This is a genomic window from Halopenitus malekzadehii (genome assembly GCF_900108505.1).
In the GTDB taxonomy this organism is placed as follows: domain Archaea; phylum Halobacteriota; class Halobacteria; order Halobacteriales; family Haloferacaceae; genus Halopenitus; species Halopenitus malekzadehii.
On record NZ_FNWU01000016.1, the window covers coordinates 18889 to 31073 of the forward strand.

Here is a 12185-nt window from a genome sequence, read left to right on the forward strand (position 1 = left end):
GGTGAAATCGCGTAGGATCGACTGCTTTCAGGTATCTGGTTTTGTATTTGGAACTACTTAGAATCGAAAACAGCAGTACTGTGTTGAGGAGAAGTCCGATTTGGTTGCGATCCTCATTTCATTCCAAACACATTCAGCCGTAAAAGTTCCCTTCTGTTCTAATCAATCACACACCCAATATAGCTCAAGCCACTCATACTACGTTCAGCCATTCACACAGCCTCAGATGCCAATCATCAGTTATGAGTTCTCATGAGAGCCGTGTTTGTTATTGCACCGGCGATGGGTGCCGGCGCAGCAGGAGCGAGCGAGCAATCACTCCCGATGCGTCGGCGTTTCGAGGTGTTCGAGATGCATATGGTGATTTACGCACTGGTAGAGGCATCGACGCACGACGACGCGCTGGTCACCGGAAAGACGGTGTTCGATCGCCTGGTCGGCGCGGACCCACATGCCGGCGCCGTCTTCGAGCGAAGTCGGAGTAACTCCGGGTACGGGATTGCGCCGCGTACATTCAAATACGAAACCGGGGATACCCGGGAGCGCACCGATGGGCGATAACGATCTCGAAGCCGCCGAGGATGCCCGTGAGGAGCTCCAGAGTCTGCTGGTCGCGCAAGCACAGGCAGGCGTTCCAGAGCAAGTCCTCGTCGGGCTTCTCCGAGAACAGGCCGCCGAGATCGAACAGTTCGGCTACATCCCTCGCCGGTGGGAGCAACCCGACCAGCAGGAAATAAGCAAGCGATGAAACGGACCAATACTTTCGAGGTACGTCCCCTCTCCGAGTCGGATGAGGCCCTCCTACAAGACGTCATGGACGCGACGGCGAGCTTCTGGAACGAGCTGACCTATGCCCGTCGCCAGCGGTTCTTCGATGACGAGAACATCTGGGAAACCGATGGGTTTCGCGGAGAGTACAAAGGCCAACTCGGCGCTGCCGGCGTCCAGACGGTGACACGGAAGAACAACGCCGCCTGGAAGTCGTTTTTCGCGCTGTTGGAAAGCGGTGAAGACGCGTCCCCACCGGGCTACTGGGGGAATCAAGAGGACGGGCGAGATCTCCGGCTGTTCGTTCGGAACGATTCGTACGAGATCGAGTGGGGCGACTACTCCCGGGTCGAAATTCCGGTCGGCCAGGAACTCAAAGAGAAGTATGGACTGGGGTACTACGAACGGCTCCGGCTGGAGGTGCGTGGCGATCCGAAGTGGTCCGGCGAACAGGGGCGACTGGAAATTCAATACGACGAGGTTGAAGGCACCTATCGAGCATATCAACCAGTCACAGTCGACGACTCGGAACTGGATTCACCACTGGCTTCGGAAGAAGCCGCCCTCGATTTAGGTGCCAACAATCTCGTTGCCTGTACGACCACGACAGGCGAACAGTACCTCTACGACGGTGAGGATCTGTTCGAGCAGTTCCGATCGACGACCGAAGAGATCGCGCGCCTGTCGTCCAAGCTGCCGCCAGAGCGGGACACGAGCCAACGAATCCGCCGGCTCTACCGCAAACGCTCCCGCCGGCGGACCCATGCCCAGAAGGCCCTCATCCGTGACCTCGTTGAACGATTGCACGACGAGGGAATCGCAACGGTGTACATCGGCGACCTCACCGGCGTCATCGAAATCCAACCATCCCCTGAAATCAACGAGAAGCTGGAGAACTTTTGGGCGTTCAAGCAGTTCGTCGATCAGCTGCGGTCCGTCTGTGAGGAGTATGGGATCGAGGTAGTGGAGAAGAGTGAGGCATGGACGAGCCAGACGTGTCCTGAGTGCGGAGAGCAGGACGAGACAGTTCGGCATCGAGAGACGCTGACCTGTCCCTGCGGGTTCGAGGGACACGCCGATCTCACAGCCGCAGAGACGTTCCTCCGGCGGAACACCGAGCAGCAAGTCAGGCCGATGGCGCGGCCCGTGCGATTCCAGTGGGACAATCACGAGTGGCGTTCGACCACAGACGCCCCTTTGCTCGGGATAAATCCCAACGAACAGCGCACAAACCCGTAAGTCACTCCCGTGGAACTCTGCTTCCAGCGTGGGGATCCTCGTTTCGAGGTGGACGTCAATACGTTACGTTTGACGAGGAGGAGAGAAGTGACCCAATTCAGGAAGATCGGCTCTATTTAACTAAGTGGATACGCGTTGTTGTATTCTGGTACTATTTGCTGAACTGACCACACAGTATTCTTGCTTACAGAGAACCTGTTCGTTTTGGAATTTTAGTTCACCCGAAAACACTTATTCTCAGTCAAGTCATTCTGAACCAATGAAAAGACGCCAATTCCTCGCCGGAACCCTACCCACGGCATCCGTTGCTTTGGGCGGATGCCTCGACAGCAGTCCGTCTTGTACGGGTGGGGACAACTGGCCACCGAACGTCCAAGTGGAGGAATTGGAACTCACACCGGGCGACTCGGAAGCTTTCGAGATACAGGTAGACGGCATCACAGCATTCTCATTCGATTCAAGGTTATACAAATGTGGCACCACTGATGCGCCCGTGAGATTTGGAGACATCGATTTCACACCATCGATAGATTCTCAAGCCGATTCCTGTCCACCATTTTATGTTTGGGATGATTGCACCCGTGTGACGCTTAACGTGACGGTTCACGTTGGTCCGGATGCCGAAGCTGGCACCTACAAATACGGTTTCAATGTCATGGAAACGATCGGCGATCGGAACTCACACGAGTACGAATATGCGATCACGGTGACTGATAACTGAAACCTGACCGTGAAGCACTAGCCACCAAATCTGTACTAAACCTCTACGGTCGATAGTTCAAGGGCTGTGCGGCTGAATCAACCGCGAGATCTCGCTTGCTTGTTGACCGCCGAGGTGTCGATCAGTTCAAGAGGTGTTCTGGAAGCCGTGCGAGATACAACGTATAGCGATTTAAACCACCCAATTTCTATAAGGACAGAAAGTCAAAATCTATGGAATGAATCGTCGTCAGTTGTTCATATCCACGATAGCCATACTCACAGCAGGAATTTCAGGATGTATAACTGATACAGAAAACCCTCAGGAGCCCCACTGTAATGGAACTGCCCCTCCGACCATATTTAATGAGGACGATCAGCAGTATGACATTGACATTCTCATCGAAGAAGACGGGGAAACTGTGTTGTCCAATGGGTACAGTGTAGGTCAATCTAACGAAAATGACGAACAAACACAAATTGATGTAGAGTTAGCAGCTGAAACCACATATTCCGTGACAATCGGCTTGTCTGGAACTGATTATGAGCCGAAACAAATCGAGATCCCAAACGGTGGTGGGTTGGCGATCTTCATCGAAGATGGGGAGCCTACTGTAGACACTTATCCCGCATGCGACTAACTACACTGTCAAAAAACGGTTAATTTTCATCCTGTACTGAACGAATCTATCCTACTGAGTAAGACCTGTTTTCGTACGCCCCCTGAATCATCGTCTTCTCCGGTAGCTGTCTATTCGCGCCAGCAAGAGAATGGCGCGCGTCGGTGACTGTACCGACGGGCGTTGGAGTGATTCAGATGCATATGGTCATCTACGTGCTCGTAGAGGCATCGTCAGAAAACGAAGCACTGGCTACAGGGAAAACGGTGTTCAATCGATTGGTTGGCGCTGAGCCGCATTCCTGCGCAGTATTCGACTATTTTGTGACCTTCGACGAGGAGGACACGTCCGTTGCGGGGAAGGCACGATGGGGGGAGTTGCCGACGGCAGCCCCCGTCGATTCCGATGACGGCCAAGACCTGCTTGAGCGTGGCTGGGAGGCGACGAAAGAGGAGTTCGATCGGAATCTCGAACGGGTGAGGGAAGCACTTGACGAACTCTCCGATGAGGAGATCATGCGCGACGAAGATCTCGCTCGGCACGCGTTCCACCAGGTCGGTGCCTACGACGGGCCAACGATATTCCTGTACAACGAATATGGGAACGGTATCCGTCACCGTGACCACCTGGATCGAGTGCTGGAGGAGAGCGAGGAGCTCTGGATCGTGCCCGCTGACGTCCACTTCTGAATAATGCCCAGGATCACAAATTGGAAGCGCGAGAGCCGCACGCCCACACTCGCATACCGGAATACGGAGACCGGCGCTCGGGCTGTCTTACACCGAGCACCGGGCTCGTACCGCTACAAGTGGCGTGGCGTAATCCTCGTCGACGGCTACCCGGTGTGGTCGCGGGGGTACGAGACGAAGGATGCGAAATCGTTCCGTGACGAGCTCCGTGACCGGCCAGCGCCCGAGCTGAGCTGTCCCGAGTGTCCGAACAGCGACGTGGCAACCGGTGGAAAAACGGCTGACGGCGCGAAGGTTCAGCGCTGGTTCGAGTGTCGGAGCTGTGGGTACGAAGCATCCTCGAGAATCGTGTACGGCGCCGAGCGCTGATTGATAAGGGTGCATCTGCGAGGGCGTTTATTTTTGGGCCGAGAGGGGTGGCCCGTCTCAATCGGGCCAGATTCACAGATGAGTCTGGAAGTCATCAACCGTCACAGCGAAGCACTGTTCGAATTCCTCTGGTGTCCCGTCTGCGGGCACGAGGGATTCAGTCACATCCCCTTCGAGGGGATGTTCTGCAAGAACTGTAACACGCAGGTCGTCCTCCAAGAGTCCCGAGAAAATCGAGGCTACGAGGAGGCCGTCCTTGCCTGCTTCAACACGGATTCGACGTGGAACCTTCACGTCGACAAAAAACTGCATCGTGACCTGCCTGACGGCTCGGCGCGGGTGAAGGTCCTCGGTGCCCCAGACGACTATGAGGTCGACTGGTGGAGTCCGAAGCCAGATGAGGACTGGGAGCCAGTCGAGCGTGGTGAATTCGACGACATGGAGGAACCAGACGAGGTGTCACATCTCGCGTAGCGGATTACAATCCCGCTGCGACTGTGTGGTGTTGTTTCTGCGCCGGCGATGGGTGCCGGCGCACACGCGCCGGCGAGTACCGATGTCGACACGAAGTCAACTCCGATTCGTCCAACGAGTCGAACAGACCGGTGAGACAGATGGCAGCGCCGACCGCGTCACGCAGGTGTACCGGCATTCGGATGGCTACCCGGCGAGCGTCCTCCGGGATCTCGAACAACTGAAAGAGCTTCTCGATGCGACCCGCGCAGAGCGGGGACCGGGCTACACGGCGGCGACCTTCGTGTTCCTCGACAAGCTCTCGACGGTCGACCTCTATCTGGATGGCGACCCAGAGCAAACGATCGACGCAGCCCAGCCTGCTGACCTCCTCGAGCCGTCCAATATGGAGCACCTGGACCAGCCGCTGTTCCTGCTGGGCCACGGCGTCGAGAATCCGGCTGACGGCATCCACGGCGACGAGGAGTACCTCTACGTCGTGGAACTCCCGACGGAGAACCCGTTCGACGAGCCGACCGAGTGGACAGTCAAAGTGAGCGGTCACTCCGCGTTCCCCCGCTGGGACGGCCCGACCGACGAGGCCTTCGAGCGAGCGAGCTGGCAGTTCCACGGATCGCTCGAGGACGCGCTCGCAGAACTGGTCCGGGACGAAGCAGTCGTCAAGTAAAATCCCAAATCGTATTTATATAGTTAGGGTTTAGAAAGACACAGATGATTTTGAAGGCCGGACTCGCCGTGCTTGACGCGCTGAGCACCGGCCGTAAAGCAACACCGGCGGAACTGGCGGCCGAAACCGGATATTCACAGGAACATCTGTACGACGTACTCGACGAATTGCTCGCAGCGGGATTGCTCACAGAAACCCGTGGGTCCAGCAATCAGCGTCGTGTCCGCATCGCGGAACATCCAGTTACCGAAGCGTATCGAACGCTGCAGTCGGAGTTCAGCCACGTAGACTGGACGGAACTGCTCTCCCCAGCCACACTCCGCGTGTGTTGGTATCTCGATAGACCACGTTACATTGCTGATATCGCAGACCGGCTCGGAATCACTCGACAAGGTGTCCACAGCGCGTTATCGCCGCTCAAGCACCGAGCACTACTCTCCAGATCCGATTCGAAGTACGCCCTTCATGACGAAGTCTCGCCGCTGTTGGCGTTCGCCCGGGCTACTGTAGAGCACGAACATCGAGCCCGAGTCCGGGAGATCGCCCCCAGCGCCACGATCGCGTGGTGCGATCCGAACCGATCCCTCGTCCGCGTACAGACCGCTGAGGATACGGACGCACTCCAAGCAGCTCCGGACTGGGAGATGACCGGACTGGGTCGGTTTGCAGCGTATGGTCTACAGTTTTTCCTCGCCGGCGAGCCTCCGTTCTGGTATGCTCCAGACGAGGAGCTAACGCCTGCTGAAGTCGTATGCCATACGCTCCTTCTCGATAGCGGATCCCGACGAGTCAGCTATTCGATGCTGCTGATCGAGACGAAAGATATCGATCAGGAGACACTCGTCGAGACCGCGCGGTGGTACGACCTGGAACCCACTGTGAAAGCGTTGTATCGGCCATTTCAGGGCGACTTCGACAGGACAGATGATCTGCCAGTCATCCTCCCGAAGAAGGACGAATATATCGCGCTCAAAGAGCAATACGGCGTCTCGTAACACCCACCCTGCAGTCTGGCGGAAAATTGCGACGGGTTAGATGATGCCGCCGATCACGAGTAGTCCGACGACGAGCAGCAGCGTCGCAACCACGCTCCCGCCAGCCAGTAGCCTGTTCTCCATCGCCTTCTCGTGGATCGGCATCTCGGCGTACTCCTTGCGGAACGCGTCGAGATTCTGTTCGTCGTAGAAGTACTTCGTCTTCAGCGCGAACCGTTCGGTCACCGCACAGCCGGTACAGACCGGCTCCCCTTCGAGCCGTTCGGTCTTGATGTGGGTGTCGCAGGCGATCGCCCCGCAGTTCGGACAGTAGGTGTACGTCTCGTCGACGCCGCTCGTTTCGCAGTGGACGCAGCGATGAATCCCGTCCTCCAGAGTGACCCGTGAGGGGCCAGCAGCATAGTATTCGTACGGATACGAGTACTCCAGTATCTCTGTCGTCTGCCGAACCTCAGGTAGATACACCGGCTCAATCGATTGCACTGAGATGTCCGAGAGATTCGGCTCACACGTCTTGTTGTACGTGACGTTATTGTCGCCGGTGTAGGTCACCGTCGTCGTGTGGTAATCCTGGAGGCGGTCAACAGCCCACTCCTTGTACTCCGTTTGGGTCTGGCCGAACCGTCGTTCGTCGACGTCGTCGAATACCTCGGTAAACTGTCCGGTATCGAGGGGAACCGTCGCGTGGAAGTTCTCGGTGACCAGCGTCGCGACTTCGTCGTCGGCCACCTTCGGATGGCCGCGCTCAGCGTGGACAACGAACTGTGTGCGGTCGTTGATCCGGTGGATGACACCGACGGAGGTCTCGAAGACAGCGTTCGTGTCGGCGGTGATCGCAACCACTGGTCGGAACGTCACTTGCGAGTGCGGCACCGGCAGATCCGCGGCCTCGATGTTCTCGATGTCGCGGAACGCCTCCTGGACAGGTGCGTCGACATCCGCCGCCGGATCGTACGGTCGGAGCGTCTCGTCACAGAGGATCTCGATGCGCCCGTTGTAGAGATCGAGACCGATTTCGTCGGCGATCTCACGAAGGTCCTCGCCGTCGATCAGCTCGATGGGATAGGGATCGTCGTTCCGCTGGAGCCGGTCAGCGTACTCCTCGGCAGGGTTCGTAAATCGACCTGTGGTGGCGACCATCCCGCGTTTCGGGCCGTCGAAGTCGAACGTCGCGATGGCCGAGTGCAGCTTCTGGACGACCGGCCGGCCGACCGTCCCGGTGTGCTTGCACTCGACGATGATCGCACGGCGGGTACCGTCGACGACCTCTTCCATGATGACGTCGCGCCCCTCGTCAGCCGTGCGGTCGGCCTGGCGGACGTTCTCGTAGCCGAGGTTCCGGAACACGTCCTCCATCACGTCCTCGAACTCGAACCCCGAGAGATCGTCCAGTACAGCCATCCTCAATCATGTGGATAGTACGTTGCAACTGCCAAATACGTTGCCGAACGCTACGCCGTCCTGTTTGTTGAACCCCTGAGAGGGGTGCGGGGGTCACCGAACCGCCCGCGAGCTATGACCGATTCAGAGCACCCTTTGCGAGACGAATTGCTCCGCCGCGGACCCTACCTGAAGCAAGATCTGAGTACGAGGTCGAGAGTTTATAACACATTACGGGGGAACCGCGGAGGGAGGTGACGGAGTCTTGACCGACCATATCTGTGACTACTGTGGCGAGTCGTTTGCGACCTCCAACGAGTTGGGTGGCCACGTAACCGCTGTCCATCGTCGCGACCAGATCGTAACGGACGCGGATAAAATTCTCGACGACATTCAGCGTGTCGCAGACAAATTAGGAAAACCGCCGACAGCAAAGGAGATGAGCGAGCACGGAGAGTATTCTCAGCGTGTCTGTCAGAACAAATTTGGGAGTTGGAACGAGGCGCTTCGTGAGGCTGGCCACGCTCCGAATCGGAAATTCCGACTCACCGATCAGGACCTGTTGGATGAGATAGAACGCCTTGCGGAGCAGTTCGGTCGCCCGCCATCGAGCGGGGAGATGGATCGGGTTGGGGAGTATCACAGATGGACGTATGACCACCGATTTGGGGGGTGGGAAGAGGCACTCAACGAAGCTGGCTTCTCACAACCACGGTCCTATCAAGAACGTTCAGAGATTCCGTACGGGCCAAATTGGCCGGAGAAACGGCGGCAAGCACTGGAACGAGATGACTTCCAGTGCCAAACGCCGTGGTGTGGGATTACCCAAGCGGATCATCAAGAGCAGGTGGGGAAGGACATCTCTGTCCACCATCTGCTCCCACGGAAGGTCTTCGTCGGCCCCGACGGGCAGTTTGACCACGAACAGGCGAATCGAGTCTCGAATCTCGTGACAGTCTGTTCGAAGCATCATCTCATTTGGGAAGCCGTCGCCCCGCAGCGATTGGATACAATTGTCGACGCCACACGGCCACCAGAACGAGGTGAACTGGCCGGTGTTGCTCTCCCCCTACGAGGAGATGAGGGGTAACCCCCTCGTGATTCAAATGCGACAGACAGACGAGCCTATCCCGACGTCCAATCCAGGCGATCTCACGAACAGAGAACGACTCCGGAGGCACCTTACCAGCGCCCTCGAAAGCGCCGAGTCTGCAGAGACGAAAGCCCATCGCCGAGGAGCCCTTGCTGCGTGGCAGAATCTCCCGCCGACACCACTCGTCGAGTGTCCGCTCTGTGGAAAAGTCGGGCTTCCAGAGCGAATCCAAGCTCACGAGTGTCGACAGGCTTAGCGGCGGCTCTATGGAAATCCTATTCTACACCGAACACACCACACGGGCGGTGGTACCAGTACTTGACGAGCAGGCCTCTGTAGGACAGTTAGCCCGTCTCTGGAGAATCGTCTATGTCGGAAACATCGTCGGCGGGCTCGTATTCACGCTCTTGGCCGTGACCCTGACCCCAGAACTCGGTATCATCTCGCCAGAGGCGTTTGAATCGATCGCCCTCATCGTCTCACACGGTCCCCTCTGGCTGTTTATCACGGGGATTTTTGCGGGCTGGTTGATGGGGCTGATAGCGTGGTTGATCAGCGTCGCGGACACGACAGTCGGTCGCGTGGTCTTCGTTTGGCTCATCATTGCGACGATTACGTTGCTCCACCTTCCACACTCGATCGCAACCAACGTCGAGGTTCTCTTCGGCGTTCTCATATCATCTGCGATCACCCCGCTGGATTACCTAGTATTCCTCATCGTGGTGACGGTTGGAAATGCCATCGGTGGGTCGGTATTCGTCACTCTCATCAAATATGGTCACGTCACGCGTGAGGGCGTGACTTAGTGTAGACAGTGAGGGAGTTTCCTGTCGCTGACACGGCTTATTGGGTTTGTCTATGACCGGTCAAATGATACCTTCGTAGGTTCTCTGAGTAGACGGGGTAGCGTAGAGTTATATAATTTCCATCAGTTTACGACGTGACACACTAACCGCCTTCCGCCGACAGAGTGCCAACTCAGGACAGTCTATTAGTTGTCGCCGGTGCCACTTTAGGATATGTACGAGACGATACTCGTCCCGACTGATGGGAGTGAGGCGGCTATGGAGGCGGCGAAGCATGCATACAGTCTCGGAGAGCGATACAACGCGACTGTTCACGTTCTTGCAGTCGTCGAGCAAAGTGAAAGTGCGTCTATCGTCGGTCGGGGCGATGAGAAACTGGAAACACTTCGTGAAGAGGGAACCGATTCAACGAAGCGTCTCGTTGAGGAGGCACAATCGCGGGATATCGACGCCCTCGGGGCTGTAGAAGTGGGCGACCCGGACAGGGCGATCCTCAAATACGGGAACGAACACGACATTGACCTCATCGTTATGAGCACAAACGCTCGTTCCGGTGTCGGTCGGTTTCTCAGAGGGAGTGTCACGGAAAAGGTCATCCGCGATGGTGACATACCCGTCCTGGCAGTACAGCGATGAAACAACACGGGTGGGCACTCTGTTCGGGACCTTCAAGACATAAAACGTAAATCAAGCCCCTCTCGTCTTCGTAGGCCAATGCGATGGGTCCAGCACAGTTTAGCGAGCGGAAATTTCACCACATGCTCGTTGTCGCTGCGATTCTGGGAATCGGTGTTGGCGTCGTCGCCACGGGATTCCGCATCGTTTGGCTCGCTGTCAAGGAGTTCCTCTGGGCTAGTTTAAGCGCGACGTACTGGCGCGTTCCCGTCAGTATTGCTGCTGGGATACTAATCGGGGCAATTCTCTACAGCACGTTCTATCCGGGCGCCCTCTCGGCGCTCGTACAGCAGTTTCATACCGAAGGTCGCGTGGAACTCGAAGAGAATATCCCTATCATTCCTGTGGGCCTCATCGGCCTCGTCGCAGGGCAGAACGCCGGTCCCGAGGGGGTGATGTCAATTGTCGGCGGCTCGTTCGGAACGTACACCGCTGAACTGTTCAGCTTGGAGAACTCCACGAAACTACTCACCCTCGCAGGGATGGGGGCCGGGTTCGGAACGATTCTCGGTGCTCCCATCGGTGGGGCGCTCCTCTGGCTGGAACTCCCACATGAGCGCGGCCTGGAATATTACGAAGCTATCATCCCGACGCTCATTGCGTCGTTTGCCGGCTATCTCACCGAGGTCACGCTGGGAGGAATGCATCTCTTTCCGACGTGGCAGACGGCGTCGATAACACCATTGATGCCCGTCGATTTGGGGTGGGCCCTCCTCGTTGGTCTCGTCTGTATTCCGTTCGGGTTAGTGTACACTCGGAGCTTCTCGGTCATCGGTCGGCTGTTCCGGCAGGCATCCGTTGCTGTGTACATTCGGACGACCATTGCCGGTGCCATTATCGGTGTACTCGGCTGGCTCGTTCCGCTCTCGTATTTTTATGGTGGTGCCAAAATGAACGAACTCATTCAGAACGGGGCAGCTCTCGGCGTCGATGGCCTTCTGCTGACGCTTGGGGCAATCATGATTGCAGCGGGAGCCACGATACATGGTAATTGGATCGGGGGGCTCATCATCCCCCATATGTTTATGGGGGCGGTTGTCGGGTTGGTCGCGGCCCTGGTTGTGCCCGGTCTACCCCCCGTCTTGGCGATGCTTTCCGGAATGGCGGCGTTCAACTCCGTCGTCACCGGGACACCCCTTTCGTCGGCACTTATTGCCATTGCGCTCACCGATGGCGCAAGCATTACGCCGGTCTTTCTTGCCTCTCTCGTTGCCTTCGCAGCGAGCCCGGCCGTCCCCTTTATTGAGGAGGTTGCGCCACGGTCAGAGTCCAGTAACATCATTCCATTTGACGAAGATCGCTGAAGTAGGTGCGTACTCACGGCCGTCCGTCATTCAGAATAGTTCACCAACAACTGCTATACGGTCTCGTTCGGCGGCGAGACGCTCATCATCCTCCCGGCACTGGGCTACTACACCGACATCTTCGGACAGGTCGGGTACGCAAGAGGGTTCTCCCTCTTCGTCGTGCTGAGCGCGATCTGTGCCGTCGTCTCGTGGGGGCTGAAGCGCTACGAGCCCGACGTCGACGCGGACATCGATGAAACACCCGTTCACTAATCTGGCAGTCCCAGGACTTCGCTGAACGGTCCGCCGTTTCGCCCTCTCGCGCTTGACAGACTCAGTACCTCACAAAGCATCCACAGCTAGCTGTTTCTGCGGCCTGAGTTCTGTCTCGAAGCGGTTGTACTGATGGTCTCGATGAGATGATT

14 protein-coding genes and 1 pseudogene are annotated in these 12185 nt (G+C 57.2%); 14 read left to right on the forward strand and 1 reads right to left on the reverse strand.

Annotated features, from left to right (window positions below):
- The first annotated feature begins 357 nt into the window (after positions 1-357).
- From BLW38_RS13685 to BLW38_RS13720, 10 genes are all read left to right on the forward strand, one after another.
- Positions 358-561, forward strand: coding sequence for a hypothetical protein (locus BLW38_RS13685; RefSeq protein ID WP_218143074.1), 204 nt, complete (start codon positions 358-360; stop codon positions 559-561).
- Positions 551-748 carry a hypothetical protein gene (locus tag BLW38_RS13690; RefSeq protein ID WP_092817769.1) on the forward strand — a complete coding sequence of 66 codons (198 nt, stop codon included), beginning with the start codon at positions 551-553 and terminating at the stop codon, positions 746-748. The genes BLW38_RS13685 and BLW38_RS13690 overlap by 11 nt, the downstream gene beginning before the upstream one ends.
- Positions 745-2007 carry an RNA-guided endonuclease InsQ/TnpB family protein gene (locus BLW38_RS13695; RefSeq protein WP_092817770.1) on the forward strand — a complete coding sequence of 421 codons (1263 nt, stop codon included), beginning with the start codon at positions 745-747 and terminating at the stop codon, positions 2005-2007. The genes BLW38_RS13690 and BLW38_RS13695 overlap by 4 nt, the downstream gene beginning before the upstream one ends.
- 259 nt (positions 2008-2266) lie before the next feature.
- Positions 2267-2728: a hypothetical protein gene (locus BLW38_RS15980; RefSeq protein WP_143040899.1), complete on the forward strand. Its 462-nt coding sequence runs from the start codon at positions 2267-2269 to the stop codon at positions 2726-2728.
- Positions 2729-2945: 217 nt separating this feature from the next.
- Positions 2946-3347 carry a hypothetical protein gene (locus tag BLW38_RS15985; protein ID WP_143040900.1) on the forward strand — a complete coding sequence of 134 codons (402 nt, stop codon included), beginning with the start codon at positions 2946-2948 and terminating at the stop codon, positions 3345-3347.
- 176 nt (positions 3348-3523) lie between these two features.
- Entirely contained in the window at positions 3524-4015 is a 492-nt protein-coding gene (locus BLW38_RS13700) for a hypothetical protein (RefSeq protein WP_092817771.1), read from the forward strand.
- 3 nt (positions 4016-4018) lie between these two features.
- On the forward strand, positions 4019-4384 hold the full coding sequence (locus BLW38_RS13705; RefSeq protein WP_092817772.1) for a DUF7568 family protein: 366 nt from the start codon (positions 4019-4021) through the stop codon (positions 4382-4384).
- A gap of 78 nt (positions 4385-4462) precedes the next feature.
- Positions 4463-4858: a DUF7567 family protein gene (locus BLW38_RS13710; RefSeq protein WP_092817773.1), complete on the forward strand. Its 396-nt coding sequence runs from the start codon at positions 4463-4465 to the stop codon at positions 4856-4858.
- 82 nt (positions 4859-4940) lie between these two features.
- Complete coding sequence (locus BLW38_RS13715) at positions 4941-5525, forward strand: hypothetical protein (RefSeq protein WP_092817774.1); 585 nt, start codon at positions 4941-4943, stop codon at positions 5523-5525.
- 44 nt (positions 5526-5569) lie between these two features.
- Complete coding sequence (locus BLW38_RS13720; protein WP_049909225.1) at positions 5570-6520, forward strand: winged helix DNA-binding protein; 951 nt, start codon at positions 5570-5572, stop codon at positions 6518-6520.
- 36 nt (positions 6521-6556) lie between these two features.
- Here the strand turns inward: BLW38_RS13720 and BLW38_RS13725 are convergent, their stop codons facing one another.
- On the reverse strand, positions 6557-7921 hold the full coding sequence (locus tag BLW38_RS13725; protein ID WP_004048579.1) for a restriction endonuclease: 1365 nt from the start codon (positions 7919-7921) through the stop codon (positions 6557-6559).
- A gap of 244 nt (positions 7922-8165) precedes the next feature.
- On the opposite strand from BLW38_RS13725, the gene BLW38_RS16355 reads away from it, so the two are divergent.
- The 4 genes and pseudogenes from BLW38_RS16355 (at position 8166) to BLW38_RS13755 (ending at position 11778) form a co-directional block, all read left to right on the forward strand.
- Positions 8166-8990 carry a homing endonuclease associated repeat-containing protein gene (locus BLW38_RS16355; protein ID WP_177167514.1) on the forward strand — a complete coding sequence of 275 codons (825 nt, stop codon included), beginning with the start codon at positions 8166-8168 and terminating at the stop codon, positions 8988-8990.
- A gap of 284 nt (positions 8991-9274) precedes the next feature.
- Positions 9275-9799: pseudogene (locus BLW38_RS13745) on the forward strand (formate/nitrite transporter family protein); the annotation flags it as partial.
- A 213-nt stretch (positions 9800-10012) separates the two neighbouring features.
- Positions 10013-10435: a universal stress protein gene (locus BLW38_RS13750; protein ID WP_092817777.1), complete on the forward strand. Its 423-nt coding sequence runs from the start codon at positions 10013-10015 to the stop codon at positions 10433-10435.
- Between the two features lie 122 nt (positions 10436-10557).
- Positions 10558-11778, forward strand: a complete 1221-nt coding sequence (locus BLW38_RS13755; protein WP_177167515.1) for a chloride channel protein — start codon at positions 10558-10560, stop codon at positions 11776-11778.
- The last annotated feature ends 407 nt before the right edge of the window (positions 11779-12185 follow it).

What these genes read in the sequence shown, in the direction of transcription:
- BLW38_RS15985 (WP_143040900.1), top strand. Translation starts at nt 2,946, where the DNA reads ATGAATCGTCGTCAGTTGTTCATATCCACGATAGCCATACTCACAGCA.
- BLW38_RS15980 (WP_143040899.1), top strand. Translation starts at nt 2,267, where the DNA reads ATGAAAAGACGCCAATTCCTCGCCGGAACCCTACCCACGGCATCCGTT.
- BLW38_RS13690 (WP_092817769.1), top strand. Translation starts at nt 551, where the DNA reads ATGGGCGATAACGATCTCGAAGCCGCCGAGGATGCCCGTGAGGAGCTC.
- BLW38_RS13710 (WP_092817773.1), top strand. Translation starts at nt 4,463, where the DNA reads ATGAGTCTGGAAGTCATCAACCGTCACAGCGAAGCACTGTTCGAATTC.
- BLW38_RS13685 (WP_218143074.1), top strand. Translation starts at nt 358, where the DNA reads ATGGTGATTTACGCACTGGTAGAGGCATCGACGCACGACGACGCGCTG.
- BLW38_RS13700 (WP_092817771.1), top strand. Translation starts at nt 3,524, where the DNA reads ATGCATATGGTCATCTACGTGCTCGTAGAGGCATCGTCAGAAAACGAA.
- BLW38_RS13715 (WP_092817774.1), top strand. Translation starts at nt 4,941, where the DNA reads ATGTCGACACGAAGTCAACTCCGATTCGTCCAACGAGTCGAACAGACC.
- BLW38_RS13750 (WP_092817777.1), top strand. Translation starts at nt 10,013, where the DNA reads ATGTACGAGACGATACTCGTCCCGACTGATGGGAGTGAGGCGGCTATG.
- BLW38_RS13755 (WP_177167515.1), top strand. Translation starts at nt 10,558, where the DNA reads ATGCTCGTTGTCGCTGCGATTCTGGGAATCGGTGTTGGCGTCGTCGCC.
- BLW38_RS13725 (WP_004048579.1), bottom strand. Translation starts at nt 7,921, where the DNA reads ATGGCTGTACTGGACGATCTCTCGGGGTTCGAGTTCGAGGACGTGATG.
- BLW38_RS13720 (WP_049909225.1), top strand. Translation starts at nt 5,570, where the DNA reads ATGATTTTGAAGGCCGGACTCGCCGTGCTTGACGCGCTGAGCACCGGC.
- BLW38_RS13695 (WP_092817770.1), top strand. Translation starts at nt 745, where the DNA reads ATGAAACGGACCAATACTTTCGAGGTACGTCCCCTCTCCGAGTCGGAT.
- BLW38_RS13705 (WP_092817772.1), top strand. Translation starts at nt 4,019, where the DNA reads ATGCCCAGGATCACAAATTGGAAGCGCGAGAGCCGCACGCCCACACTC.